General features: G+C 55.8%; 25 protein-coding genes. 10 read left to right on the top strand and 15 right to left on the bottom strand.

The features are described from left to right. Window positions 1–9 precede the first annotated feature (9 nt). Both C0560_RS12135 and C0560_RS12140 read right to left on the bottom strand, forming a co-directional pair. A complete protein-coding gene (locus tag C0560_RS12135; RefSeq protein ID WP_248858626.1) occupies window positions 10–2,112 on the bottom strand; it encodes a TonB-dependent siderophore receptor in 2,103 nt (700 codons plus the stop codon). 118 nt (window positions 2,113–2,230) lie between these two features. After that, window positions 2,231–2,485 (bottom strand): GlsB/YeaQ/YmgE family stress response membrane protein, encoded by a 255-nt coding sequence (locus tag C0560_RS12140; protein WP_100779849.1) that lies wholly within the window; start codon window positions 2,483–2,485, stop codon window positions 2,231–2,233. A gap of 207 nt (window positions 2,486–2,692) precedes the next feature. Here C0560_RS12140 and C0560_RS12145 point away from each other — a divergent pair, with 207 nt between their 5' ends. Then, complete coding sequence (locus C0560_RS12145) at window positions 2,693–3,424, top strand: flagellar brake protein (protein ID WP_100779848.1); 732 nt, start codon at window positions 2,693–2,695, stop codon at window positions 3,422–3,424. A 36-nt stretch (window positions 3,425–3,460) separates the two neighbouring features. On the opposite strand, the gene emtA is transcribed toward C0560_RS12145, so the two are convergent. Continuing rightward, complete coding sequence (emtA, locus tag C0560_RS12150) at window positions 3,461–4,072, bottom strand: membrane-bound lytic murein transglycosylase EmtA (protein WP_248858627.1); 612 nt, start codon at window positions 4,070–4,072, stop codon at window positions 3,461–3,463. A gap of 111 nt (window positions 4,073–4,183) precedes the next feature. Between emtA and ldcA the strand changes: the two genes are divergently transcribed. Beyond that, on the top strand, window positions 4,184–5,098 hold the full coding sequence (gene ldcA, locus C0560_RS12155; RefSeq protein WP_248858628.1) for a muramoyltetrapeptide carboxypeptidase: 915 nt from the start codon (window positions 4,184–4,186) through the stop codon (window positions 5,096–5,098). A gap of 97 nt (window positions 5,099–5,195) precedes the next feature. Further along, entirely contained in the window at window positions 5,196–6,932 is a 1,737-nt protein-coding gene (locus tag C0560_RS12160; protein ID WP_248858629.1) for a potassium/proton antiporter, read from the top strand. A gap of 41 nt (window positions 6,933–6,973) precedes the next feature. On the opposite strand, the gene dadX is transcribed toward C0560_RS12160, so the two are convergent. Then, on the bottom strand, window positions 6,974–8,044 hold the full coding sequence (gene dadX, locus C0560_RS12165; RefSeq protein ID WP_102103948.1) for a catabolic alanine racemase DadX: 1,071 nt from the start codon (window positions 8,042–8,044) through the stop codon (window positions 6,974–6,976). Between the two features lie 12 nt (window positions 8,045–8,056). Continuing rightward, a complete protein-coding gene (locus tag C0560_RS12170; protein WP_102103949.1) occupies window positions 8,057–9,355 on the bottom strand; it encodes a D-amino acid dehydrogenase in 1,299 nt (432 codons plus the stop codon). A 323-nt stretch (window positions 9,356–9,678) separates the two neighbouring features. Between C0560_RS12170 and C0560_RS12175 the strand changes: the two genes are divergently transcribed. Then, window positions 9,679–11,211: a SpoVR family protein gene (locus tag C0560_RS12175; RefSeq protein ID WP_248858630.1), complete on the top strand. Its 1,533-nt coding sequence runs from the start codon at window positions 9,679–9,681 to the stop codon at window positions 11,209–11,211. Between the two features lie 104 nt (window positions 11,212–11,315). On the opposite strand, the gene fadR is transcribed toward C0560_RS12175, so the two are convergent. After that, window positions 11,316–12,035 carry a fatty acid metabolism transcriptional regulator FadR gene (gene fadR / locus C0560_RS12180; protein WP_100779841.1) on the bottom strand — a complete coding sequence of 240 codons (720 nt, stop codon included), beginning with the start codon at window positions 12,033–12,035 and terminating at the stop codon, window positions 11,316–11,318. A gap of 201 nt (window positions 12,036–12,236) precedes the next feature. Here fadR and nhaB point away from each other — a divergent pair, with 201 nt between their 5' ends. Further along, entirely contained in the window at window positions 12,237–13,775 is a 1,539-nt protein-coding gene (nhaB, locus tag C0560_RS12185) for a Na(+)/H(+) antiporter NhaB (RefSeq protein WP_102103950.1), read from the top strand. Window positions 13,776–13,919: 144 nt separating this feature from the next. Further along, window positions 13,920–14,450, top strand: a complete 531-nt coding sequence (gene dsbB / locus C0560_RS12190; RefSeq protein WP_248858631.1) for a disulfide bond formation protein DsbB — start codon at window positions 13,920–13,922, stop codon at window positions 14,448–14,450. Window positions 14,451–14,493: 43 nt separating this feature from the next. Here dsbB and C0560_RS12195 read toward each other — a convergent pair whose 3' ends face one another. From C0560_RS12195 to C0560_RS12205, 3 genes are all read right to left on the bottom strand, one after another. After that, entirely contained in the window at window positions 14,494–14,937 is a 444-nt protein-coding gene (locus C0560_RS12195) for a YcgN family cysteine cluster protein (RefSeq protein ID WP_100779838.1), read from the bottom strand. A 93-nt stretch (window positions 14,938–15,030) separates the two neighbouring features. Further along, window positions 15,031–15,690 (bottom strand): fumarylacetoacetate hydrolase family protein, encoded by a 660-nt coding sequence (locus C0560_RS12200; RefSeq protein ID WP_181826487.1) that lies wholly within the window; start codon window positions 15,688–15,690, stop codon window positions 15,031–15,033. Between the two features lie 47 nt (window positions 15,691–15,737). Beyond that, window positions 15,738–16,013 (bottom strand): YcgL domain-containing protein, encoded by a 276-nt coding sequence (locus tag C0560_RS12205; RefSeq protein WP_100779836.1) that lies wholly within the window; start codon window positions 16,011–16,013, stop codon window positions 15,738–15,740. A 123-nt stretch (window positions 16,014–16,136) separates the two neighbouring features. On the opposite strand from C0560_RS12205, the gene minC reads away from it, so the two are divergent. The 3 genes from minC to minE are packed head-to-tail and all read left to right on the top strand — an operon-like array spanning window position 16,137 to window position 17,953. After that, window positions 16,137–16,844 carry a septum site-determining protein MinC gene (gene minC / locus C0560_RS12210; protein ID WP_102103953.1) on the top strand — a complete coding sequence of 236 codons (708 nt, stop codon included), beginning with the start codon at window positions 16,137–16,139 and terminating at the stop codon, window positions 16,842–16,844. Between the two features lie 23 nt (window positions 16,845–16,867). Further along, window positions 16,868–17,680, top strand: a complete 813-nt coding sequence (gene minD / locus C0560_RS12215; RefSeq protein WP_100779834.1) for a septum site-determining protein MinD — start codon at window positions 16,868–16,870, stop codon at window positions 17,678–17,680. A 3-nt stretch (window positions 17,681–17,683) separates the two neighbouring features. Continuing rightward, window positions 17,684–17,953 (top strand): cell division topological specificity factor MinE, encoded by a 270-nt coding sequence (gene minE, locus C0560_RS12220; RefSeq protein WP_010432714.1) that lies wholly within the window; start codon window positions 17,684–17,686, stop codon window positions 17,951–17,953. Between the two features lie 51 nt (window positions 17,954–18,004). Here minE and rnd read toward each other — a convergent pair whose 3' ends face one another. The 5 genes from rnd to C0560_RS12245 all read right to left on the bottom strand — a co-directional run bounded on the left by rnd (window position 18,005) and on the right by C0560_RS12245 (window position 24,387). Then, window positions 18,005–19,132: a ribonuclease D gene (gene rnd, locus C0560_RS12225; protein ID WP_100780862.1), complete on the bottom strand. Its 1,128-nt coding sequence runs from the start codon at window positions 19,130–19,132 to the stop codon at window positions 18,005–18,007. A gap of 72 nt (window positions 19,133–19,204) precedes the next feature. Beyond that, window positions 19,205–20,890, bottom strand: coding sequence for a long-chain-fatty-acid--CoA ligase FadD (gene fadD / locus C0560_RS12230; RefSeq protein ID WP_248858632.1), 1,686 nt, complete (start codon window positions 20,888–20,890; stop codon window positions 19,205–19,207). 203 nt (window positions 20,891–21,093) lie between these two features. Beyond that, entirely contained in the window at window positions 21,094–21,678 is a 585-nt protein-coding gene (locus C0560_RS12235) for a Slp family lipoprotein (RefSeq protein ID WP_100779831.1), read from the bottom strand. A 37-nt stretch (window positions 21,679–21,715) separates the two neighbouring features. Then, window positions 21,716–22,411, bottom strand: a complete 696-nt coding sequence (gene tsaB / locus C0560_RS12240; protein ID WP_248858633.1) for a tRNA (adenosine(37)-N6)-threonylcarbamoyltransferase complex dimerization subunit type 1 TsaB — start codon at window positions 22,409–22,411, stop codon at window positions 21,716–21,718. A 65-nt stretch (window positions 22,412–22,476) separates the two neighbouring features. Beyond that, the gene (locus C0560_RS12245) at window positions 22,477–24,387 is read right to left on the bottom strand and encodes an ATP-dependent DNA helicase (protein WP_100779829.1); all 1,911 of its coding nucleotides are present in this window, start codon (window positions 24,385–24,387) and stop codon (window positions 22,477–22,479) included. A gap of 127 nt (window positions 24,388–24,514) precedes the next feature. Here C0560_RS12245 and C0560_RS12250 point away from each other — a divergent pair, with 127 nt between their 5' ends. Beyond that, on the top strand, window positions 24,515–24,859 hold the full coding sequence (locus C0560_RS12250; protein WP_107703380.1) for a RidA family protein: 345 nt from the start codon (window positions 24,515–24,517) through the stop codon (window positions 24,857–24,859). A 5-nt stretch (window positions 24,860–24,864) separates the two neighbouring features. Here the strand turns inward: C0560_RS12250 and C0560_RS12255 are convergent, their stop codons facing one another. Beyond that, window positions 24,865–25,050 carry a YoaH family protein gene (locus C0560_RS12255; RefSeq protein ID WP_100779827.1) on the bottom strand — a complete coding sequence of 62 codons (186 nt, stop codon included), beginning with the start codon at window positions 25,048–25,050 and terminating at the stop codon, window positions 24,865–24,867. Window position 25,051: the final 1 nt, after the last annotated feature.

The following is a 25,051-nucleotide window of genomic DNA, read 5'->3' on the forward strand; positions in this document are numbered from 1 at the left end:
AAAGGAAAATCAGAAGCTGTAGCTCGCCCCCACCTGAACCGTGCGGTCGCGGCCAATCCAGCAGTTTGTCGCGTCGTAGCAGGTAAACGTCTCTTTGTTGGTGATGTTCTGCGCGCTGGCTTTCAGGGTCAGCCCGGCCAGCGACGGCAGAACTTCACCCATCTGATAAGAGGCGGCCAGATCGTACTGCGTCGTGCCGCCCAGTTTACCCTGATCGTTGGTCGGCGCGATCTCCATTGGCCCGGTGTAGCGCGCGCCTGCGCCGAGGTTCAGCCCTTTCAGCGGCGTGCTGTCGAAAGTGTAATCTCCCCACAGGTTAAAGGCATTTTCTGGCACCTGCGTCGGGCGTTTCCCCTGGTATTTGTCATCTTCCGTGTTGATCGCGTGGGTGTAGGCGTAATTGGCGATCAGCGTCAGGTTATCCGTCGGACGACTGACGGCAGACAATTCCGCCCCTTTCGATTCCACTTCACCGGTCTGACGATAGTTCAGGAAGCCCGGATCGGTCGTGACCACATTTTTCTGGCGAATGTTAAACACCGACGCGGTAAAGGTGGTCGCATACTCTTCCAGCAGGTATTTCACCCCGCCTTCCACCTGTTTGCTGGTGGTTGGCTTGACGTCTTTAGCGGTCAGCGTGCCCTGCGGTGAAACGGGCGCAAAGCCTTCGGAGTAGCTGATAAACGGCGAGATACCGTTTTCAAAGGCGTACAACGCCCCCAGACGTTTAGTGACGCGATCCTGCGATACCCAGGCTTTATCACCGTTTTGCAGATAGTCGGTGGTGACGGAGCGATAGTCGTCGTAGCGCAGGCTGCCGAGCAGATTCAGCCCGCCGAATTCGATCTGATCCTGCAGGTAGTACCCGTTTTGCTGATAGCTCAGGCGATTTTTCTGCGCGGTGTAGAGACCGAGGGAACCGTCGTTGACCTGCGTGTAGTCCGGGTTACGCATATCGATACCCGGCGTATTTGCCGCATAGCGATAGTGGAAGTGGGAATTGAGCTTCTGGTAGTCGAAGCCTGCCAGCAAATGGTGCTTCCAGTCGCCCAGCTCCAGCGTTTTGGTGACCTGGTTATCCATGTTGAAACTCTGCAGGTCTTCGTCGGTGGTGTAAGCAAAGCGATTTAGCTCGTACACGTTTGCGCCTGGCCCCGTGGAGTAGATGCTGCGCTGGTGCGTATCCACGTCGAAGTAGCGCGCTTTCTGACTGAAGCCCCAGCCGCTATCAAACTGGTGTTCAAAGCTGTAGCCCAGCATCCACTGGCGCTGTTTGAAGCCGCTCCATTCGTCGCCTGCATAATCGCGGCGATCGGCATATTTGGAACGCAGATACGAAAGCGGAAGCGGGTTGGACGGCGTCAGGCTCGGGCTGTTTTGCGCGAGCGCATCAAGGGTCAGGCGCGTTTTGCTGTCTGGCTGCCAGGTCACGGACGGTGCCACCAGGTAGTTTTCCGTGCGCGTGGTGTGCGGCTGATCGTCGCCTTCCGTCGCTTTGCCCAGCAGACGATAGTCCCAGTCGCTGTCGGCAATCTGCCCGGTGGAATCGAGATAGCCCTCTGTCAGATTGCGCGTCCCGGTGTTGAAGCCCACTTCCGTTTGCGCGGTGTTTTGCGGCTTTTTGCCCTGAATATTGACCAGCCCGCCCGGCGAGCCGCCGCCGTACAGCACAGAGGCGGGGCCTTTAAGGATGTCCACACTCTCGATCAGCAGCGGATCGATGCGCGCTTTGGTGTTCCCGGTGACATTGTAGGGCAGCTGCAGACCGTTGTAATACTCCTGCTCGACGGTAAATCCACGGATCTTATATTCACTCATATAGGAGGTATTGCCGCGCACTTCCGTCGACACGCCCGGCGCATAGCGCAGGATTTCGTTGACCGACTTCGCGTGACGCTGTTCGATCTCCGTGGCGGAAATGGTGTTGATGACCTGCGGGGTTTTACTCTCGGCAACGGCTGATTTGGTGGCACTGTTCGTCCACTCAGGAAGCTGACTGCCCTGTTCCGATCCGGTCACGAGAATGGTTGATTCTTCCGCAAACGCGCAAGTCTGCAACGCCAGTGTGACCGCGCCTGCCAACGCACATACTGCAAAACGCGAGGTGTTCATAGTGTCGTCTTATTATTAGATGATATAAAGAACGACAATTATTCTCATTTCGATTAACAAAGCAATATGCGGACAAAAAAAACGGCCCTCAGGGAGAGCCGTTTGCGTTTTTAGTGGTTTATGTGCGTCTGAGCAGTCTGAAAATGGCAAGGACGACGATGGCACCGACCACCGCCACCAGGAAGCTGTGCAGGTTAAATCCGCTGACGCTGCCGCCGACGCCAAACATGGTCGCCAGCCAGCCGCCGACAACCGCACCGATAACCCCCAGCACGCAGGTCAGAATGAAGCCGCCACCATCACGCCCCGGCATAATGAATTTTGCGATCACGCCGGCGATAAGACCAAAAACAATCCAGGCGATAATACCCATAGCGATGCCCTCTTGCAGATGAAATGCATGCGCTGAAAATGTTTCGCGCAAGTGACTTAAGTATAGGTCACCGCGCTAAAACCGTTTTTTCTCACCGACTTAATTCCCTCTCATTTTTGAAAAAAAATCACCGGTTTGTATTAAGTTCTGACGCCCATTGCCGATACTTCAGGGACAGTCCGTCAGACAACCGAGGAGCCATTCGGCGTGAGTAATTACAGTGAGCAGTTCCTGAAGCAAAATCCGCTGGCTGTATTAGGGGTATTACGCGACCTGCACAAGGGCGAAGTGCCGGTGCGCATCAGTTGGGCGTCGAACCAGTTTATCAGTAAGATTCTGGAAGCCACTCCGGAGCGTCTGGTCATCGACCTCGGTAGTCAGGAGTATGAAAACCGGGCGGTACTGCGCGCAAAAAATCTTTCTGTGATGGCGGAAACCAAAGGGGCAAAGGTTGAGTTTGTCCTGCCTCATGTGGAACAAGGTGATTATCTCAATCTGCCCGCTTTTATCACCCCGCTGCCGGAGAGCCTGTGGTTTGTCCAGCGTCGGGAATATTTTCGGATTAACGCCCCGCTGCATCCTTCCTATTTTTGTAAGGCCAGAATGCCGGACAAAAAAGAGATTCGCTTTCGCCTGTTCGACCTGTCGCTCGGCGGGATGGGCGCACTGATGGACACACCACGACCGGACGGACTGGTGGAAGGGATGCGTTTTTCACAAATCGAACTGGATATGGGCGGCTGGGGACGTTTCTACTTTGATGCGCAGCTGATTGCCATCAGCGAACGCAAAGTGGTGGACAGCAAAAATGAGACCATCACCACACCACGACTCAGTTTTCGCTTTCTGAATGTCGGGCCTGGGGCCGAAAGGGAGCTTCAACGTATTATCTTCTCGTTAGAGCGAGAAGCGCGAGAACGTGCGAATAAGGTTCTCTGAAGGCGCCGGACAGCATCTCGCTGCCCGGCCAGGGCATTACATGGCGTCCATCGCTTTCTGAACTTTCCAGATGTAGCGTGGAGCCTGTGGTGCCGGATGGTTGTTCACCACATGCTCAAAGAATTCGTCTTTGTCCATGCCGTTAATTTCATTGATGGCCTTTTTGCGATCCGACGAGAAGGTTCGCAGCAGCGCCCCCGCCCCGTTCACATACGACACCACCAGCGCATACTGCATCACTTCGGGATCTTCGATGCCTTTTAGCACACCGTGCTCCAGAATGCTCAGATACGCGGTACCCATGGAGATATTACGCTCCGGGTTTTTCAGCTCGCTGGTGGACGGCTGCCCGCTCCAGCCCATGTAGCGGTAGACTTCACGCCCGGCGGTGGAGGCTTTCAATTGCATTAAGCCCACTGCATTTGATTTGCTGACCAGCGTCGGGTTGCCGCCGGATTCGACTGCAATGATGGCCGTCACCAGTCGCGAACTGACGCCCCACGCTTTCCCGGCCTTTTCGCTGATCGGCATCCACTGCATGGCACGTTTGACAGGGACTTCCGGGTTCCACGGCGGATTTTGATAATCCTGTTTTGAACTACAGCCCGCCAGCAATACAATCAAAAAAGCAAACCATCTCAATTTCACGTCATCTATCCTTATAGCCGATCATCGCGGTTACGCATCCGCCCCTTGAAGCAGACCGCATACAGGCGGCATGATATAGGCATTTAGTTTCTCATTCAGCAAGGATTTGCCATGTCTCAGTTTCATCTTGTTGCCCCGTCCGGCTACTGCATTAATCAGGACGCCGCCCGGCTTGGCGTAACGCGTTTAGAGGCATCCGGCCATCGGGTGGATAATCAGACGATCATCCCCCGCCGTCTGCAGCGTTTTGCCGGGACTGAGCAGCAAAGAGTGGCTGATATCAACGACCTGGTCACCCTCGAAGGCGAAAACCAGATTATTCTGGCGGTGCGCGGCGGGTATGGCGCGAGCCGTTTGCTGGAGACCATCGACTGGGCCGGGCTTGCCCGACGCCAGCAGCAGGACCCGCTGCTGATCTGCGGTCACAGCGATTTCACCGTGATTCAGCTTGGTCTGCTGGCCCTGCATAACGTCATCACCTTTAGCGGGCCGATGCTGGCGGGGAACTTCGGCGCACCGGAGTTGAACCGTTTTACCGAGGAGCATTTCTGGCGCGCCTTGAAAAATCCAACGTTTAGCGTGGAGTGGCAAGGCAACGGCCCGCAGTGCGAGTGCGAAGGCCAGATGTGGGGCGGCAATCTGGCGATGCTGGTGTCGCTTATCGGCACGCCGTGGCTGCCGCAAATTGAAGACGGCATTCTGGTGCTGGAGGATATCAACGAGCATCCGTTCCGCGTCGAGCGCATGCTGTTGCAGCTGATGCACGCCGGTATTCTCGGGCGTCAGCGCGCGGTTGTGTTAGGCAGCTTCAGCGGCGCGACGCCGAACGATTACGATGAGGGTTATACGCTGGAAACCATGATCGATTACCTGCGCTCGCGCCTCGACATTCCGGTGATCGACGGGCTGGCGTTTGGCCATGAGCAGCAAACCGTCACCCTGCCGCTGGGCGCTCAGGCGACGCTATGGCACTCGCAGGCGGGCAGCCGGTTAACCCTCCGCGGTCATCCTGTCTTAAAGGCATAAAAAAGCGGTTTAACCACCTCAATAAAACGCTGTTTTTGTCGTTAATATGATAGGGTTTTATTATCAGCAACAACATTGAGGTGGGAGTAAGACAACATTGGATGCCGCAGCGATAATCAGTCTTTTCATTCTGGGTTCCGTATTAGTAACCTGCAGTATTTTATTAAGTTCATTTTCATCGCGTCTCGGCATACCTATCCTTGTTATCTTCCTGGCCATCGGCATGCTCGCGGGCATCGATGGCGTCGGCGGGATTCCATTCGATAATTATCCTTTCGCCTACATGGTGAGTAACCTCGCGCTGGCAGTGATTTTGCTGGACGGCGGGATGCGCACCCAGGCCAGTTCGTTTCGCGTCGCCTTAGGCCCGGCCCTGTCGCTGGCAACGGTCGGCGTGCTGATCACCTCCGGCCTGACCGGTGTGATGGCCGCCTGGCTGTTTCATCTGAATATCATGGAAGGATTGCTGATTGGCGCGATTGTCGGCTCGACGGATGCGGCGGCGGTGTTCTCCCTCCTCGGCGGCAAAGGGCTGAACGAGCGTGTCGGCTCGACGCTGGAGATTGAATCCGGCAGCAACGACCCGATGGCGGTGTTCCTGACCATCACCCTGATTGAGATGATCCAGCAGCATGAATCCGGCCTGAGCTGGATGTTTGCCTGGCATATTCTCCAGCAGTTTGGCCTCGGGATTATCATCGGCCTTTCCGGCGGCTATTTGTTGCAGCAGATGATTAACCGCATCTCCCTGCCCGCCGGGCTGTACCCTTTGCTGGCGCTTAGCGGCGGTATTCTGATTTTCGCCCTGACAACGGCGATGGACGGCAGCGGTATTCTCGCCGTTTATCTCTGCGGCTTCCTGCTGGGAAATCGCCCGATTCGCAACCGCCACGCGATTTTGCAGAACTTCGATGGCCTGGCCTGGCTGGCGCAAATCGGCATGTTCCTGGTGCTGGGGCTGCTGGTGACGCCGTCCGATCTGCTGCCGATTGCCATTCCGGCGCTGCTCCTCTCGGCGTGGATGATCTTCTTCGCCCGTCCGCTGTCGGTGTTTGCCGGCCTGCTGCCGTTCCGTGGGTTTAACCTGCGCGAGCGTATTTTTATCAGCTGGGTGGGCCTGCGCGGGGCGGTGCCGATCATTCTGGCGGTCTTCCCGATGATGGCGGGGCTGGATAATTCACGGCTATTCTTCAATGTCGCGTTCTTCGTGGTGCTGGTGTCGCTGCTGTTCCAGGGTACGTCCCTCGGCTGGGCGGCGAAAAAAGCCAAAGTGGTGGTGCCACCGGTTGGCCTGCCCGTTTCGCGCGTGGGGCTGGATATTCATCCGGAAAACCCGTGGGAGCAGTTTGTCTACCAGCTGAGCGCCGATAAATGGTGCGTGGGCGCGTCGCTGCGCGACCTGCATATGCCGACGGAAACGCGGATTGCCGCGCTGTTTCGCGATAACGCTCTGCTGCACCCGACGGGCAGCACTCGCCTGCGTGAGGGCGACATTCTCTGCGTCATTGGTCGTGAGACCGATTTGCCTGCCCTCGGGAAGCTGTTCAGCCAGTCACCGCCCGTGGCGCTGGATCAGCGGTTCTTCGGTGATTTTATTCTGGAAGCGAACGCCAAATTTGCCGACGTGGCTCTGATTTACGGCCTGGACGAGGGGCTGGAGTATCGCGATAAACAGCAGACGCTGGGTGAGATTGTGCAGCAGCTGCTGGGTGCCGCGCCGGTCGTGGGCGACCAGGTGGAGTTTGCCGGGATGATCTGGACGGTGGCCGAGAAAGAGGATAACGCGGTGCGCAAGGTGGGCGTGCGTCCGATGGAGGACGAGGGTTCAGAATGATATTTTGCCGGGTGGCAACAACGCCACCCGGCATTTTAACGTTACACTGTCACGACTGGCACTCTCGGGGCCAGTGCCGTTAACATTTCATAGCCTACCGTTCCCGCTGCCGACGCCACGTCATCGACTTTCACCTCATTCCCCCACAGCTCTACCGGCGAACCGATGCCTGCCTGCGGGCATGGGGTTAAGTCCACCGCCATCATATCCATTGAAATGGTGCCAACGGTGCCGGTACGCACACCATCGACCCACACCGGCGTGCCGGTTGGCGCTAGACGTGGATAGCCGTCAGCATAACCGCCCGCCACAATACCAATACGCTGTTCGCCTGACGCACGATAGCGGCTGCCGTAGCCCACCGTATCGCCCGCTTTCAGCGTCTGAATGCCGATGATTTCACTGCGCAGGGACATAACCGGTTTCAGCCCGCTGTTGGCGATGTCCTGCCACTGGCCGGACGGCGACGCGCCGTAGAGAATAATGCCTGGACGTACCCAGTCGTAATGGGCTTCCGGGTGCCAGAGCGTGGCGGCGGAGTTCGACAGCGAACGGGCGCACTCCAGCCCTTCTGCCGCCTGATTGATACGCACCATCGCCTCGGCAATGCCGTCCGGTTTTTCGGCATCGGCAAAGTGCGCCATCAGTGTCATCTCACCGACATTTTTCAGGGCGCGCAGCTGCTGCCACATCGTATGTACGCGCTCGGGCTGGAAACCTAAGCGGTTCATGCCGCTGTTGACCTTGAGATAGATATCCAGCGGCGCATGCAGTTTTGCGTTTTGCAGCGCTTTGATTTGCCAGTTGCTGTGCACGCTGGTGGTGAGTCGGTACTTGTCCAAAAGCGGCAGTTCGTCTGCGTGGAAGAAGCCTTCGAGCAGCAGAATTGGCCCTTTCCAGCCGCGTTCGCGCAGCAGGATCGCCTCTTCCAGATTCAACAGCGCAAAACCATCGGTGGCGCTCAGCGCGCTCCAGATGGACTCAATTCCGTGGCCGTAGCCGTTGGCTTTCACCACCGACCATACGCGAGAGCCCGGCGCAGCACGGCGGACAATCTGCAGGTTATTTTTTAACGCCTGCAGATCCAGCTGAGCCAGAATAGGACGGGACATGACAGCTCCTTGTTAATTATGCGCGCCATGCAGATGCTGCGGGCGAGATGGCGTAAATCCGGATTGATAGCGCGCGGCGCTTAAATCATCAAACGGAATTGCCGGGGTGCGGCCCGAGATCAAATCGCTCAGCAATTGCCCAGAACCGCAGGCCATGGTCCAGCCCAGCGTGCCGTGGCCGGTGTTAGTCCATAAATTCTTGAACGGCGTACGGCCGACAATCGGCGTGCCGTCTGGCGTCATAGGACGTAACCCGGTCCAGAACGTGGCCTGTTCGACAAAGCCCCCGCGCGGGAACAGATCGCGAACCACCATCTCAAGCGTTTCGCGGCGCGGTTGCAGCAATTCCGTGTTAAAGCCGACAATTTCCGCCATTCCGCCGACGCGGATCCGGTTATCAAAGCGGGTGATGGCGATTTTGTAGGTTTCATCAAGAATAGTTGAAACAGGCGCACCGTTGTCCTCTTTCACCGGTATGGTGAGGGAGTAGCCTTTCAGCGGATAGACCGGAATATCGAGCAAGCCTTTCAGCATCGCCGTGGAGTAGGAGCCAAATGCCATTACATAGGCGTCGGCTTTGATCACTTCGTCGCCGCACTTCACGCCGTAGATTTTTTCGCCTTCTGACAGCAGCTTATCGACCGAGGTGTTATAGCGGAATGTCACGCCCGCCTGTTCACACATCTTCGCCAGACGCTGAGTAAAGAGCTGGCAGTCGCCCGTTTCATCATTTGGCAGGCGCAGCCCGCCCGTCAGTTTGTGTGCCACTTCCGCCAGCGCCGGTTCAACCTGCGCCAGCTGGCTGGCTTCGAGCAGCTGATACGGCACGCCTGCATCTTCCAGCACGGCGATATCGCGGGTGGCGTTTTCATACTGCTGCGCGGTGCGGAACAGCTGCAATGTGCCGCCCTGCCGCCCTTCGTATTCGATGCCGGTGGTGTTGCGCAGTTCTTTCAGGCAGTCGCGGCTGTACTCTGCCAGGCGCACCATGCGGCCTTTGTTTTCCATGTAGTGGCGAGTGTCGCAGTTGCGCAGCATTTGCCACATCCACTTGAGCTGGAATTGCGTGCCATCGAGGCTAATCGCCAGCGGCGCGTGACGCTGGAACATCCATTTGATGGCCTTCAGCGGCACGCCCGGTGCCGCCCAAGGCGCCGCATAGCCAGGGGAGATCTGCCCGGCGTTGGCCGCGCTGGTCTCCAGTGCCGATCCCGGTTCGCGATCGATGACCGTCACCTCGTGTCCCGCCTGACTTAAATACCAGGCGCTGGTGACGCCGACAACCCCACTTCCCAGTATGACAACACGCATAGCCACTCCGTTATGTGCAAAAGAACAATCTTCTAATTACAGATTGATAACCTAGTTGAAAATATTATTCAACATACGACTTTTTTATGGTGACTTAACTCACAACTTCCCCAGCCAGCGGGGATGGCGCTTATTTAGGATCTTTTACTGCGCGTTCTTTTTAACCAGCAGAAAATTCTGCGAGACAGCCGTTTTCACCGGTATCGAAAATCGGAAATCGCAAAGAAAAAATTTCTGCATCAGCACGCTTTTCAACGCGTTGTTCTATGCTTGAAAAGAGGTTCTCCAGACTAGAGAGAGCTATCAACAACGAGGGCGCGCTAATGGCTACACTTGACTCAATGAACAAGGACAGCACTCGTCTCAGCGATGGACCCGACTGGACCTTCGAGCTGCTGGATGACTATCTGGCCGAAATCGACCGGGTGGCGAAGCTGTATCGACTGGACACCTACCCGCACCAGATCGAAGTCATTACCTCCGAACAGATGATGGACGCCTACTCGAGCGTCGGGATGCCGATCAACTACCCGCACTGGTCGTTCGGTAAAAAATTCATTGAGACCGAGCGACTCTACAAGCACGGCCAGCAAGGACTGGCGTATGAGATCGTCATTAATTCTAATCCCTGCATCGCCTATCTGATGGAGGAGAACACCATTACCATGCAGGCGCTGGTGATGGCGCACGCCTGCTACGGGCACAACTCGTTCTTCAAAAATAACTACCTGTTCCGCAGCTGGACCGATGCCAGTTCGATTGTCGATTACCTGATTTTCGCCCGTAAATACATCACCGAATGCGAGGAGCGCTACGGGGTGGACGAGGTGGAAAAACTGCTCGACTCCTGTCACGCGCTGATGAATTACGGCGTGGATCGCTACAAACGCCCGCAAAAAATCTCCCTCCAGGAGGAGAAAGCGCGGCAGAAAAGTCGCGAAGAGTATCTGCAAAGCCAGGTGAATATGCTGTGGCGTACCCTGCCGAAACGCGAAGAGGAGAAAACGATCGCCGAAGCGCGGCGTTATCCGTCTGAGCCGCAGGAGAACTTACTCTACTTTATGGAAAAAAATGCGCCGCTGCTGGAGCCGTGGCAGCGTGAAATCTTACGCATCGTGCGTAAGGTGAGTCAGTATTTTTATCCGCAAAAACAGACGCAGGTGATGAACGAAGGCTGGGCGACGTTCTGGCATTACACCATCCTGAACCACCTGTATGACGAAGGCAAAGTGACCGAGCGGTTTATGCTCGAGTTCCTGCACAGCCACACCAACGTGGTCTTCCAGCCGCCATACAACAGCCCGTGGTACAGCGGGATTAACCCCTATGCCCTCGGCTTTGCGATGTTCCAGGATATCAAACGCATCTGTCAGTCCCCGACGGAAGAGGATAAATACTGGTTCCCGGACATCGCCGGTTCCGACTGGCTGGAGACGCTGCATTTTGCGATGCGCGACTTTAAAGACGAGAGCTTTATCAGCCAGTTTATGTCACCGAAAATCATGCGTGATTTCCGCTTCTTTACCGTTCTGGATGACGATCGTAATAATTATCTGGAGATATCGGCGATTCACAACGAAGAAGGCTACCGTGAGATCCGCTCGCGCCTCTCCTCTCAGTACAACCTGAGCAATCTGGAACCGAATATCCAGGTCTGGAACGTGGATTTACGCGGCGATCGCTCTCTGACGCTGCGCTATATTCCGCACAACCGTGCGCCGCTGGATAAAGGCCGCAAAGAGGTGCTCAAGCATGTGCATCGCCTGTGGGGCTTTGACGTGTTGATGGAGCAGCAAAACGAGGACGGGAGCGTGGAACTGCTGGAGCGCTGCCCGGCGCGGGGAAACACGCTGTAATCGCATTGCCGGGTGGCGACGCACCTTCCCCGGCTTTCGTATGACTCAGCTTCAGGCCCTTTTATACGGGCAAAAAAAGCCTCTCAGTCGAGAGGCTTTTTCTGTTAATGACCGTGAATCGCTAAATCGCCCGGCAGATTTTTCTGCATCCGGTGCCAGATCTCGCCGCTGTCATGGCCGTAACGACGCACCGTTTCATAGACCTGATCGTGCTGGCCTTCGGTGCAAAGCTGGCTTAACTTGTGGTAGAAACCGAGCGCCAGGCTGCGCGCTTCCGGATTGGCGAAATAGTGGCGACCAATGCGGGTGTACAGCCCTTTCATGCCGTTAAGGATCAATCCATAAATCGGATTTCCCGACGCAAACGCCAGGCCACGGAAGATGTTGTAATCGAGGGTCGCAAACGCATCCGCGTGATCGTCAACTGCCGTCGCCGTCGCCAGCACTTCCAGCGCCTTTTCAGGATGCTGACGGAAGGCGGTACGGATAAAGATGGTAGAAATGTTGGTGCGCACCGACAGCAAATTATCGATCAGCTGTGGAACGCTCTCGTGATCGAGACGGGCGAGCGTTTCAAGAATGTTCAGACCCGACGTTTCCCAGAAGTTATTCACTTTGGTCGGTTTGCCGTGCTGAATCGTCAACCAGCCATCACGCGCCAGACGCTGAAGAACTTCGCGTAAAGTGGTACGTGTTACGCCAATCAGTTCAGACAATTCACGTTCAGCGGGAAGAATCGTTCCAGGAGCGAAACGGTTATTCCAGATGCTTTCAATGATGTACTCTTCAGCGAAACCCGCCGGGCTTTGCGCCTTTATGACCATAGTGAGATTTCCATTACACAGCTTTAACTAATTCACTCATCATACCAGAGGCTGACAGTGGCAGATAGCGCAGCGACGCGGGAAAAAAGGGATCACCGTTTCATTTTTATCAAATACAGCATCCTGGTCGACAGCCGTTATTCATGCAAATTGTGCGTATAATAATGTTTTGCTTAACTTTGGCGAGGAAGGAACTCTCTGGTGGAAATGTCTTACGGACGCGCCCTGTGGCGCAATTTTTTAGGCCAGTCACCCGACTGGTACAAGCTGACGCTGCTCATTTTTCTGATCGCTAACCCTGTGGTGTTTATCTTCTCGCCGTTTGTGGCCGGCTGGCTGCTGGTGGCCGAGTTTATCTTCGCCCTGGCGATGGCGCTGAAATGCTATCCCCTGCTCCCCGGCGGGCTGCTGGCGATTGAAGCGGTGTTTATCGGCATGACCAGCGCAGAGCGCGTGAAAGACGAACTGGCCTCTAACCTGGAAGTGCTCCTGCTGCTGATGTTTATGGTGGCCGGGATCTACTTTATGAAGCAACTGCTGCTGTTTATCTTCACGCGGCTGCTGCTGAGTATTAGTTCCAAAACGGTGCTTTCCCTCTCCTTCTGTCTGGCCGCTGCGTTTCTCTCCGCATTCCTCGATGCGCTGACGGTCGTTGCAGTCGTGATAAGCGTCGCCGTCGGTTTTTACGGCATTTATCATCGCGTGGCCTCAACGAAAACCGAGAGCGATTTGCAGGATGACAGCCAGATTGACGTGCCGAAGCGCGACGTTCTGGAACAGTTTCGTGCGTTCCTGCGCAGCCTGATGATGCACGCGGGCGTCGGCACGGCACTCGGCGGCGTGATGACGATGGTCGGCGAGCCGCAAAACCTCATTATTGCGAAAGCCGCGGGCTGGAACTTTACCGAATTCTTCCTGCGCGTGGCGCCGGTGAGCGTCCCGGTCTTTGTCTGCGGGCTGCTGACCTGTGTGTTGCTCGAGAAAACCAAAAGCTTCGGCTATGGCGCCCAGTTGCCCGGCCCGGTTCGCGATGTGCTGCATGAATTTGATTTGAAAAGCCGCAGCCAGCGCACCCGCCAGGAAAAACTGGCGCTGATCGCCCAGGGTATCATCGGCGTGTGGCTTATCGTCGCGCTGGCATTCCACCTGGCGGAAGTGGGGCTTATTGGCCTGTCGGTGATTATTCTGGCGACGTCGTTTACCGGTGTGACCGACGAACATGCGATCGGCAAGGCATTTACCGAAGCGCTGCCGTTTACTGCCCTGCTGGCGGTGTTTTTTGCCATTGTGGCGGTGATTATCGATCAGCAACTGTTCTCGCCGATTATCGACTTTGTCCTGCAGGCGTCACCCGACTCTCAGCTGTCGCTCTTTTATCTGTTTAACGGCCTGCTCTCTTCTATTTCCGATAACGTGTTTGTTGGATCGGTGTATATCAATGAGGCCAAAGCGGCGCTTGAACACGGGGCCATTAATATTAACCAGTTTGAGCTGCTGGCCGTGGCGATTAATACCGGCACCAATTTGCCGTCGGTGGCGACGCCAAACGGACAGGCGGCGTTTCTGTTCCTGCTGACCTCGGCGCTGGCTCCCCTGATTCGTTTGTCCTACGGTCGGATGGTGTGGATGGCGCTGCCTTACACGCTGGTATTAACCGTTGTCGGCTTGCTGTGCGTCAAATTTACCCTCATTCCTTATACGCAATGGTTGTTGCAAATAGGTATACTGGCCGCGCATTAAGTCCCTGAATTCGGGTGGTTCGCTGCCCGGTTTGACTTTCTGCATTATAAACATCCAATTACGTTTTATTTTGCCAGGAGCATCTGGCGCTAAAATCGTTTTGGTTTACACTGCGCTTTCTAAGCCTGTTCCAGGGAAATGATTATGTTGCGATTTTTGAACCAATGCTCTCGCGGTCGCGGAGCGTGGTTATTGATGGCCCTGACCGCCTTTGCGCTGGAAATGGTAGCGCTCTGGTTCCAGCATGTGATGTTGCTGAAACCCTGTGTGCTGTGTATTTACGAACGTTGTGCGCTGTTCGGTATTATGGGTGCAGGGCTGGTGGGTGCGATTGCGCCAAAATCCCCGCTGCGTTATGCCGGGATTGCCCTCTGGTTGTACAGTGCCTGGAAAGGCATTGAGCTGGCGTGGCAGCACACCATGATGCAGCTGCATCCCTCCCCGTTCCAGACCTGTGATTTTGCCGCCCGCTTCCCAGGCTGGCTGCCGCTGGACAAGTGGCTGCCGCAGGTGTTTGTGGCCTCCGGTGATTGCTCTGTTCGTCAGTGGGAATTCCTGACGCTGGAGATGCCGCAGTGGCTGGTCGGTATTTTCGTCGCCTACTTCGTGGTGGCACTGCTGGTACTGATTGCCCAGCTGTTCAAACCGAAAAAACGCGATTTGTTCGGTCGATAAGCACAAACAGCACCCAACAAAAAACCCGCCTCGGCGGGTTTTTTTATGCGTGTTTGGGATGGTTGAGAATATGGTCTTCCCAGTCCTGCACTTCGGATTCTTTCACCGCGATATGTCGCACCGAAATGCGCTCGCCGTGCATCGCCGCTTTTGAGCCGGTCAGCAGCGGATGCCAGTCCGGCAGCCCTTTTCCTTCCGCCAGCAGGCGATAGGCGCAGGTGTGAGGCAGCCATTCAAAGGTCGGGAGATTGTCGCGGGTCAGCTTGATGCAGTCCGGCTCGTACTCGAAACGGCGCTCGTAGTTGCGGCACTGACAGGTTTTGATGTTCAGCTGCTTGCAGGCGACGTTGGTGAAGTAGATTTCGTCAGTGTCTTCGTCCATCAGCTTATGCAGGCAGCACTGCCCGCAGCCGTCGCACAGCGATTCCCACTCCACGTCGGTCATTTCGTCGAGAGTCTTGCTTTGCCAGAAAGGGGTTTCGCTCATAAGGATGTCCACACGTCAAAAGAAAGCGCACCTTATAACCAGTCTGGCACGTGGATGCAAGTTTTGCCGCCGATTAACAGCGGCAAGGGCATTTTACAGCACGCGCGTCTTAACGAATTGTCCGTTAAAACCGATTTCCAGTTCGTCACCGCTCAGCAGCGGCCCAACGCCTTCTGGCGTACCGGTGAGGATCACATCGCCCGGCTTGAGGGTGAAGTAGCGGCTCATGTAGGCGATAAGCGGCAGGATCTTATGGATCATGTCAGACGTATTGCCCTGCTGGCGAATTTCGCCGTTCACTTTCAGGCTCAACGGGGTATTTTGCGGATCGGCGTGGAATTCGGCGGCCGGAATAAAACCGGAGATCGGGCAGGAATTATCAAAGCCTTTGGCTTTTTCCCACGGCTGCCCGGCTTTTTTCATTTTGCCCTGCACATCACGCAGGGTCAGATCCAGCGCAACTCCGTAGCCTGCGATGGCTTTCTGCACGTGATCCTCGGATGCCTGACGCAGCGTGCCGCCAATCAGCACCGCCAGTTCGACTTCATGGTGTACCGAACCCAGCCCCTGCGGTAGCGCCAGCGGCTGGCGAATATCGCAAATAGCGGTTTCCGGCTTGATAAACAACACAGGCTCTTCTGGCACGGCACTGCCCATTTCCTGAATATGCTTCGCATAATTGCTGCCTACGCAGACCACTTTGCTTACAGGGTAATCCAGTAATGCGCCTTGCCAGTTGTGATGTTGATACATGCTCGTCCCCTACACGGTTGATATGTCACCCACGGAGTTGGCCGGGGTTATTTTTTTCCGTCACCTGCGAGATGCTGTTTTAATAAATTCTCAGGAGGTGGCGGAAGCTGTAAATAATAGCCTTGTTCTTTCAGGGCGGTTTTCACTTTATCCAGATCGGCATTCACCAGTTTTTTACGACCGTCCAGTGGCAACAGCATCGCCAGCTGCGGAGTACCGAAGCCTTTCATTAATTCTTCCGGTACGCGGGAAAAATCGTCTTTTTTCTCGACATAAAGATAGGTCTGGTCGCGTTTAGCACTTCTGTAGATCACACAAAACATGTTTTTACTCTGAATTATCGGTGGTTGCTTGCCTCAATATACCAGTGACTATAACATGCCTGATACTCTTCGGAATATCGCAACGAATGTGCTGCGATTAACAGCAAATTGAGTAAGGCCAGGATGTCAAACACGCCCATCGAGCTTAAAGGCAGTAGCTTCACCTTATCAGTGGTTCATTTGCATGATGCAAAACCCGAGGTTATTCGTCAGGCGTTAGAAGACAAAATCGCGCAGGCACCCGCTTTTCTGAAACACGCCCCAGTGGTGGTGAATGTCAGCGGTCTCGACGCGCCTGTGAACTGGCAGCATCTTCAGCAGGCGGTCGCCTCGACCGGGCTGCGTATTGTTGGCATTAGCGGCTGCAAAGATGCCCGTCTTAAAGATGAAATCGAGCGTGCCGGTCTGCCCCTTCTGACTGAAGGCAAAGAAAAAACCGTCCGTTCTCCGGCGAAAGCCGCCCCGACGCCTCCACCGCCCGCGCAAACTGTTACTCCTATCACAAAAACGCGAATGATTGATGTGCCGGTTCGTTCCGGTCAGCGCATTTATGCACCAAACTGTGATCTGATTGTGACAAGCCACGTCAGCGCTGGCGCTGAGCTGATTGCCGATGGCAATATTCACGTCTACGGTATGATGAGAGGGCGCGCGCTGGCCGGTGCCAGTGGCGATCGGGAAGCACAAATATTTTGTACCCATCTGACGGCGGAACTGGTTTCCATCGCAGGTGAATATTGGCTGAGTGACAAGATCCCAGCCGAATTTTATGGCAAAGCGGCACGCCTGCGACTCGCAGAGAACGCTTTGACTGTTCAACCGTTGAATTGATCCCTTTTTAACAAGGAATTTCTATGGCACGCATTATTGTTGTGACTTCGGGTAAAGGAGGCGTTGGCAAGACCACCTCCAGCGCGGCCATCGCTACTGGTTTGGCCCAGAAGGGAAAGAAGACAGTTGTTATCGATTTCGATATCGGCCTGCGTAACCTCGACCTGATCATGGGGTGTGAGCGTCGCGTTGTGTATGACTTTGTTAACGTCATTCAGGGCGATGCCACCCTTAACCAGGCGCTGATTAAAGATAAGCGCACGGAAAACCTCTTTATTCTTCCTGCTTCTCAGACGCGCGACAAAGATGCGCTGACCCGCGAAGGCGTGGAGAAAGTGCTCGACGAACTGAAAAAGATGGAGTTCGACTTTGTGGTCTGCGACTCCCCTGCCGGTATCGAAACGGGCGCGCTGATGGCGCTGTATTTTGCTGACGAAGCCATTATCACCACCAACCCGGAAGTCTCCTCTGTACGTGACTCTGACCGTATTCTGGGCATTCTGGCGTCTAAATCTCGTCGCGCAGAAAATGGTCAGGACCCGATCAAAGAGCACCTGCTGCTGACCCGTTACAATCCGGGTCGCGTTAACAAGGGTGACATGCTGAGCATGGAAGACGTGCTGGAGATCCTGCGCATCAAACTGGTTGGCGTCATTCCGGAAGATCAATCCGTGCTGCGCGCCTCTAACCAGGGCGAGCCGGTGATCCTCGATACGATGGCAGACGCGGGTAAAGCCTACGCTGATACCGTTGACCGTCTGCTGGGAGAAGAACGTCCTTTCCGCTTCATTGAAGAAGAGAAGAAAGGTTTCCTCAAACGCCTGTTCGGAGGATAAGTTATGGCATTACTGGACTTTTTTCTCTCGCGGAAAAAAAGCACCGCCAACATCGCGAAAGAGCGACTGCAAATTATCGTTGCGGAACGTCGCCGCAGCGATGCTGAACCACACTATTTGCCGCAACTGCGCAAAGACATCCTGGAAGTGATTTGTAAGTACGTGCAGATCGACCCGGAGATGGTCACCGTGCAGCTGGAGCAGAAGGATGGGGATATTTCGATTCTGGAGCTGAACGTGACGCTGCCAGAAGCGGAAGAGTCACGTCCATAGCATTAAGAACGTATCAATGCCGGGTAGCGCTTCGCTTACCCGGCAATTTTATTACTGCGGATAGTCTGCCAGCAGGGTTTTCAGACGTTCGCCCATCAACTCCCCGCGCCAGCCCGCAATCAGTTCCGGCAGGCCATTCTGTGGTTTTAACTTCCAGTGCCAGTTCAGCAGCTGATTGATCTGACGCCGTGATGCCAGCAGCTCTGGGCTTATCTTGTTTTCCGTTCCCACTTCCAGCACCAGCGCTTTGATCTCTTTGAACGCTTTGCGATAGCCTGGCATATCCATCAAGTTCAAGAGTGGCTCCGGCAGTTCATCGTCCGGCAACTGCTGGGCTTTGGCGACCAGTGCCAGCAACGTTTTGCCGTGGAAGCGAATTTCACTGCCCGATAATCCGATACTGTCCAGTTCGCCCATGCTGCCCGGCATATAGCGCGCAACCGCCCACAGATGCTCTTCGCGTACGACAAAATTGACCGCCAGATCGCGCTCACGCGCTTTGCGCAGACGCCAGTCGGCCAGCAGTTGCAGGCAGGCAAGCTGACGGGTACGCAGCTGCCAGGCGTTGGTGATATCGCGCCAGGCGTCTTTCGGGTCGACCACTTCCTGACGGCGCTGCTGTGTCATACGACATTCGTTGAGCGCTGCATCCAGCCAGCCGGCGTCTTCAGCCTCTTTCATTAGCTGGCCGCAAATCGGCAGCAGGTAAAAGACATCGGCAGCGGCGTAGTCCAGTTGACGTTCAGTCAGTGGACGCGCCAGCCAGTCGGTGCGCGACTCGCTCTTATCCAGCGCAATCCCGGTATACTCTTCCACCATCGCGGCAAAGCCCCAGGAGAGCGGACGGCCGGAAAAAGCGGCGAGAATTTGCGTATCAATCAGGGGTTCCGGCATCACGCCAAAGGTATTGAGGAATACCTCCAGATCTTCACTACCCGCATGCAGATATTTGGTCACGGCGGTATCGAGCAGAAGTTCACGCATCGGCGCCCAGTCCGTGATACCCAGCGGGTCAATCAGCGAGACTTTTTTGCCATCGTACATCTGGATCAAACCCAACTGGGGATAGTAGGTTCGCGTGCGAACAAACTCGGTATCCAGAGCAATGGCGGGAAAGTCGCGGGTGACGTTGCACAGCGTTGCCAGCTCGTCGTTGGTAGTGATCATCTGGTAATTCAAAACGGTTTCTCTCTGGTTTGCGCCCATAAAAAACGCCGGCTAACCGGCGTGTGGTGGCGACTCACTCGAAGCTTAGGCTTTATTGTCCACTTTGGAACGCGCTTCGTCACGTAATTCTCGTCGTAATATCTTCCCGACGTTCGATTTTGGCAGCTCCGTGCGGAACTCCACCAGCTTCGGCACTTTGTAACCGGTAAGCTGACGACGACAAAACGCGATCAGTTCATCTTCGTTCAGCGAGGGGTCTTTTTTGACCACGAATATCTTCACCGCTTCGCCGCTGCTGCCGGACGGCACGCCGACGGCAGCCACTTCCTGCACCCCCTCGTGCTGCATCACCACGTCTTCAATCTCGTTAGGATAGACGTTAAAACCAGAGACCAGAATCATGTCTTTTTTGCGATCGACAATGCGCAGGAAACCTTCGTCGTCCATCACCGCGATGTCGCCCGTGTAGAGCCAGCCGTCTTTGATGATTTCATCCGTCGCATCCGGGCGCTGCCAGTAGCCGAGCATCACCTGCGGGCCTTTGACGCACAGTTCGCCCGGCTCACCGTGAGGCACTTCGTTGCCTGCGTCGTCGACCAGTTTGGCCTCCGTTGACGGCACCGGCAGACCAATGCTGCCGCTGTGATAATCGATATCATGCGGGTTAACGCTGACCAGCGGCGCGCACTCTGTCAGGCCGTAGCCCTCGAGCAGATACTGTCCGGTGAGTTTCACCCAACGGTCGGCTACCGCCTGCTGAACCGGCATGCCGCCGCCCGCAGAGAGGTGCAGCGTGGAGAAGTCGAGCTGCTGGAACTCTTTGTTGTTGAGCAGTGCATTAAACAGCGTGTTCACCCCGGTCATGGCGGTGAACGGATATTTCGCCAGCTCTTTCACCAGCCCTGGAATATCACGCGGGTTGGTAATCAGTAAATTCTGTCCGCCCAGCTCGATAAACAGCAGGCAGTTCATGGTCAGAGCAAAAATGTGATACAGCGGTAGCGCCGTGACCACCAGCTCTTTGCCGCGATGCAGCAGCGGGCCGTAGGTCGCATTCACCTGCTCAAGGTTCGCCAGCATGTTGCGGTGGGTCAGCATCGCCCCTTTCGCAACGCCGGTCGTACCACCGGTGTACTGCAGGAAAGCCAGATCGTCTGGGACCACTTCCGGCTTCACATACTGCATGCGATAGCCGCTCTGCAGCGCACGGCGGAAAGAGATGGCATCCGGCAGATGGTATTTCGGCACCAGACGCTTCACGTATTTGACGACAAAGTTAACCAGCGTCCCTTTGGCGGTCGACAGCTGATCGCCCATGCGGGTCAGGATCACGTGGCGGACCTGAGTTTTATCGACCACTTTTTCCAGCGTATGGGCAAAGTTGGAGACAATCACAATCGCCGCCGCGCCGCTGTCATTCAACTGGTGCTCCAGCTCGCGCGGAGTATAGAGCGGGTTGACGTTAACCACGATCATCCCCGCCCGCAAAATACCGAACAGTGCCACCGGATACTGGAGCAGGTTTGGCATCATCAGTGCGACGCGGTCCCCTTTCTTCAGGCCCAGGCCTTCCTGCAAATAGGCGGCAAAGGCCCGGCTGCGCTCTTCCAGTTTGCGGAAGGTCATCACTTCGCCCATGTTCACAAACGCAGGCTGATCCGCGTAGCGCGCGACCGAGTGCTCAAATAATTCAACCAGGGATTGATAACGGTCAGGATTGATCTCCGCAGGCACATCTGCGGGATAACGGTTAAGCCAAACCTTTTTCAATGCATCACCTCTGAAATGAGTGTTCGTCGTCATCACAACCCCGATAATAAACAGTTCGTTAACATTATATTAACTCAGCGTACCAGTTTATTAATTGTTCGAATTTAAGGTTGCGAAGCGCGTCACTCTTTTTTTTGTGTTATATCCGTAAAAAACAGAGACAGCGGCTGAGCCGCTGTCTCTTATCTAATAATAACAGTAAGTTATTCTGTAACGATGGTCTGAACCTGAGCCGGGCCTGGATTGTACCAGCCCCATCCACCGTAGCCGCCGTAACGGTACGGGTGAGGTCCCCACATCCACGGGTCGATAGGCTGCGGTGGCAGCATGACCTGTTGGGTCAGGTGCCAGCGTTTGTAGCCGGTGGCCTGCAGGGTCATAAATTTATACGGCGTGTTACCGATTTTCCCCTGTACCGTGCCGGTGATTGGCCCAACGACCGTCACCAGCTGGCCACGGAAATCGACCGGATCGAGGAAACCGTTCACATCTGCATAAATTCGCCCACGCGAAGGTTCGCCCAGTACAGGCCGCGCCCCGCTGTCCAGCGGCACCGTCGCAATTTCCAGACGGGTTTTTCCCTGCTGGTTCTGGATGTCCACCACTTTGCCGCCGAAGCGTGCCTCCTGGCCAACGTAAAGCTCAGGCGCATTCATCACCCGCACCAGATCCTGCTGCGGTGTCGGACTGCTTCCTTTGATCGCGTCAGGAACGGTGACACATCCACTTAATGCCACAGCGATAGCGCCCGCTATGAAGAGGCGTACAACCTTTGTTTGAACCGCCATGATGCGACTCCCTTTTCTCAGTGCTTATTACTGAGATTCACGCCCTGCCCGGAAGTTTCTTCCAGGCCACTTCATTTCGCAAATAAACCGGCTCAGCGTGTTCAACGGCCACGGTTTTTCCCGCGCTCAGCAGCTGACAGGCGATCGGCAGCATATCTTCAGCATGGGGGAGTAACACCTGACCATCAACCAGCGTCAGACCGCTGTCATTTGCCATATCCGGCCAGGCTGGCCAGCCTGTACCCACAGTAGCCCACTCGCCGGAAAGTTGTTTCAACCGTTCAGCAACGGCGTCCGGTTTGAGCACCGACTCGGTCTCTTCACCGTGCCAGACGCCCTGCTCATCGCGCGTGTACTCGGCCCAGTAGACTTCGCCCATGCGCGCATCAATCGCGGCCAGCACTCGCGTCGCGCCAGTGGTGCGCCATGCGCCCTGCGCCATTGTGGCGAGTGTGGAAACGCCAATCATTGGCAGATCGGCGCCCAGTGCCAGGCCCTGCGCGATACCAATGCCGATACGCACGCCGGTGAAGCTGCCCGGCCCACGGCCAAAGGCCAGCGCGTCGAGTTCAGTTAAAGTGGAGTTGCCCTGGTGAAGGATCTCTTTCACCAGCGGCAGAATACGTTGGGTATGTTCCCGGGGGCACTCTTTAAAATGGGCAAAGAGGGTACCGTTATCCCACAGGGCAACGGAGCAGGCCTCTGTAGCGGTATCAATAGCCAGAATTCGCATGGGTCTCGCGCTCTCGCAATGGGTAGTCACAAAATGGCGCGCATCTTAGCACACTCCAGGACAAATTACTCCGCCGTTGGGTTCGCCAGGAAACGCACCGCGCGATTAATGTCCCGCGTGCGGGGCGCGGGTGGCAGGCTGGCGAGGAATGTCGCGCCGTAAGGGCGCATCACCAGGCGATTGTCGCAGATCACCAGCACGCCGCGGTCGTCCGTATCACGGATCAGACGCCCGACACCCTGCTTCAGGGTGATAACCGCGTCCGGGAGCTGTACGTCGTCAAAAGGATCGCCCCCCCGCAGGCGGCAGTCTTCCATGCGCGCTTTGAGCAGCGGATCGTCCGGAGAGGTAAAGGGCAGTTTGTCGATGATCACCAGTGAGAGCGCATCTCCCCGCACGTCCACCCCTTCCCAGAAACTGCTGGTTGCCACCAGCAGCGCGTTACCGGCAGTCACAAACTGCTGCAACAGCTGGCCTTTACTGGTTTCCCCCTGCAACAGCACGGGTAAGGTCATGGTGGCGCGAAACTGTTCGGCCAGATCGCGCATCATGGCGTGGGAGGTGCACAGCATGAAGCAGCGGCCATTGTTGGCCTCGATCATCGGTTTGAGCATTGCCGCCAGATGTTTCGCCGCGCCCGGCTGGTTCGGTAGCGGTAAATTGCGCGGCACGCAGAGCAGTGCCTGGGTTTCATAATCGAACGGGCTGGGCAGCAGCAGTGAATCTGACTCCTCAATCCCCAGTCGCTCGGTGAAGTGGTGCAGATCGTCGTTCACGGAGAGCGTCGCGGAGGTAAATATCCAGCTTCCCGGTTTCTGCGCCATCACCTCTTTGAATTTATCGGCCACGGTCAGCGGCGTGAGCGCCAGGGTGAACTGACGTGCGGTGCATTCATACCAGTAGCTAAAGCCGGGCTGGTTGATCTCTTTAAGACGTTTCAGGCGCGTGCGGTACAGCGTGGCGCGCTCAAAAGCGGCGTCGAGCAAGGCGCTGCGCCCGAGGGACAGCTTAGCCACGTCATAACACAGCTCCAGCGCATCATCGAGCAGCAGCAGCGCGCGCTGGATATTACTGTCGGCTAACAGTTCGCGCAGATTCCCGCGATAGCCGGGTTCGCCCAGCTGCATACGAAAATCCTGCGCGCTTTGCGCCAGCCGGTCAGCGCATTTCTGCAGCTGCTGGGTGTCGCGCAGTTCGGTGCGATAAGCAATGGTGAAATCTTTGGCGAGATCCTGGAGCTGACGGCTGGAGAGCGACTGACCAAAATACTGGCTGGCAATATCCGGCAGTTGATGGGCTTCATCGAAGATCATCACTTCCGCTTCCGGAATCAACTCACCAAAACCGCCGTCCTTAACCACCATATCCGCCAGGAACAGATGGTGATTCACCACCACCACGTCGGCATCCATCGCGGTTTTACGCGCTTTGACGACAAAACAATCTTTATACAGCGGGCAGTCGCTGCCGAGGCAGTTGTCGTTGGTGCTGGTCACCAGCGGCCACGCCTGAGAGTCTTCGGCGACGCTGGCGCAGGTGCTGATATCCCCGTCAATGGTTTGATTCGCCCAGGCGCGGAGGATGATCACATCGCTCAGGGTCTGAACCGGCAAATCGCCGCCAGCCAGCGCCTGCTGTTCGAGGCGCTCCAGACAGAGATAGTTTGAGCGCCCTTTCAGCAATGCCAGGCGGCCTTTATAGTTCAGGGCTTTTGCCACCGTCGGCAGGTCGCGACTGTAGAGCTGATCCTGCAACGCTTTCGAGCCGGTTGAGATGATCACTTTCTTTTTCGCGCGCAGCGCAGGGGCAAGATAGGCGTAAGTTTTGCCCGTCCCGGTGCCTGCCTCGACCACCAGCGACTGGGTATTTTTGATGGCGCGGGTGACCGCTTCCGCCATATGTCGTTGCGGCTCGCGCGGTTTAAAACCGGGAATCGCCTGCGCTAACTGACCGTCTGCTGAAAAATCGTCTGCCACGTTGCTCTCTCACTGTATTTTTGCACAGGGATTATGTCAGCCCGCCCTCTCCTGTGCCAGTCGAAATAGACGTTGACGGAACATTATGGCAGTCTTGCGGCCTGAAACCATTTATGAGGAAAGGTTTATGACAATTGTGCGCATTGATGCGGAAGCCCGCTGGTCTGACGTTGTGATTCACAATCAGACGCTCTACTACACGGGTGTCCCCGAAAACCTGGACGCTGATGCGTTCGAGCAAACGGCCAATACGCTGGCGCAAATTGACGCGGTTCTGGAAAAACAGGGCAGCGATAAATCCCGCATTCTGGATGCGACCATTTTCCTGGCGAATAAGGACGATTTTGCTGCGATGAATAAAGCATGGGATGCGTGGGTAGTAGCGGGTCACGCGCCTGTACGCTGTACGGTACAGGCCACGCTGATGAAGCCGCAGTATAAAGTTGAAATCAAGATAATCGCGGCGGTGTAAGACGATTATTCGTCGTCTTCGTCATCCTCGAAACGCGCCACAATCCGATCGCCGGTATGGGTGGCGCGAATTTCCTGGGCTACGGTCGTAATCGCTTGTCCGCTGCTCATTCCCTGGGACATCAGTTCCTGAATACGCTCGACGGCTTTTTGCTGCTGTTCATGACTGAGGGAAGGTAAACCTGCAAACATT

The sequence above is a fragment of the Lelliottia sp. AC1 genome, from assembly GCF_023278595.1.
GTDB classification, from domain to species: domain Bacteria; phylum Pseudomonadota; class Gammaproteobacteria; order Enterobacterales; family Enterobacteriaceae; genus Enterobacter; species Enterobacter nimipressuralis.